The 1442-nt window shown below is 71.2% G+C and carries 2 protein-coding genes; one reads left to right on the top strand and one right to left on the bottom strand.

All coding sequences use genetic code 11. The annotated features are described in order from the left end of the window. Positions 1 to 735: DNA glycosylase AlkZ-like family protein (locus AC5RUJ_RS16285; RefSeq protein ID WP_494156249.1), on the top strand; the 735-nt coding region annotated here is incomplete at its 5' end. A 95-nt stretch (positions 736 to 830) separates the two neighbouring features. Here the strand turns inward: AC5RUJ_RS16285 and AC5RUJ_RS16280 are convergent. Next, positions 831 to 1442: homoserine O-acetyltransferase family protein (locus AC5RUJ_RS16280; protein WP_494156248.1), on the bottom strand; the 612-nt coding region annotated here is incomplete at its 5' end.

Below are 1442 nucleotides of genomic sequence, written 5' to 3'. Positions count from 1 at the left end.
CGGCTCGCCCACGCGGCGCTGCTCAAGGACGACGGCGCGAGGCTGAACGGAGCGACGCTGCGCGGGCAGCGGCTGGGGCATCTTGTGTTCCATGCGGAGATGGACCGGGTGCTGGTGAACGGGCCTCCGCGGACCGCCGCGTCGGGCGCCGTGCAGCAGACGTACGCGGCCTTCGACGAGCGGGTACCGCCGCTGGCCGCGGACTTCGACCGCGACGCGGCGCTGGCCCAACTGACCGGGCGGTACTTCACCAGCCGCGGACCGGCCACCTTGAAGGACTGTTCCGACTGGTCCAAACTGCCTCAGGCGGACCTCAAGCGCGGCCTCGAAGCCGGGGGCCGAGACGGACTGGAAGTGTTCGAAACCGAGGGGCAACAGCTCTGGTACTCCCCCGCCGCCGGGACGATCGGCGGCGCCGCTGCGGCGGCGGGCGACGGACACCCGCGGGCGGACCTGATTCAGTGTTACGACGAATACGTCATGGGTTACACCAAGACCCGCGGCTATCTGGGCGGCAGCGCGCCGGCGGCGCCGGGCGGCGACGTGCCGATCCACGTGCTGCTGTTGGACGGACGGATGGCCGGCAACTGGAGACACGTCCTAGGGCCCGGCTCCGCCGAGCTGCGGCTCAAGCCGCTGCGGGTCTTGACCGAGCCGGAGCGGCAGGCCGTGGACGAGGCGGTGGAACGGTACGCGGCCTTCCTGCGGCGGCCGGTATCGCTCGAACTGACCTGACGCTCCGCTCCCCCTGATCGGGCGCAGCGGTGGGAATGGGCGCGGACGGCGGGCACCGACGTCGTACCGAGGCCGCTGTCACGCGGGCGGAAAAGTCAGGCGGGCGCGAAGAACGCCTCGGTGAGGGCCTCGTGCAGCTGGTGGATGTCGGTGAGGAAACCGTCGTGGCCCAGCGGCGTCTCGATGGTGTGGACCTTGACCGCCCCGGGCAACGCCTCGGCCAGCTGCCGCGACTGTTCGGGGAAGTACAGGCGATCGGAATCCACCGCGGCGACGAAGAACTGCGTGTCGGTGAGGCCGCCGAGCGACTGCTCCAGCGAGCCCCGGCCCCGGGCAACGTCGTGGCTGATGAGGGCCTCGGTGAGCAGGATGTAGCTGTTGGCGTCGAAGCGCGCGACGAGCTTGTCCGCCTGGTAGTCGAGGTAGCTTTCCACGGCATAGCGGCCACGGGCGGACGGCGTGATGCCGCCGTACGGCTGCTCCTCCGCCTGCGGCTTACGGCCGAACCTGTACTCCAGCTCCGGCTCCGAGCGGTAGTTGATGTGCGCGATCCGCCGGGCGATACCCAGTCCCGCCTCGGGAGCGGGGCCCCCGTAATAGTCGCCGCCGGAGAAGTGCGGGTCCAGCCGGATGGCCGCGACCTGCGCCTGCGCGAAGGCAATCTGTTCGGCGGTGCTCGCGGCGCCGCACGCCAGGACGGCGCACCG

The organism is Arthrobacter sp. Y3223164 (assembly GCF_059091005.1).
Note: the sequence above shows the minus strand (reverse complement) of the source record. Positions and strands in the feature narration are given on the sequence as shown.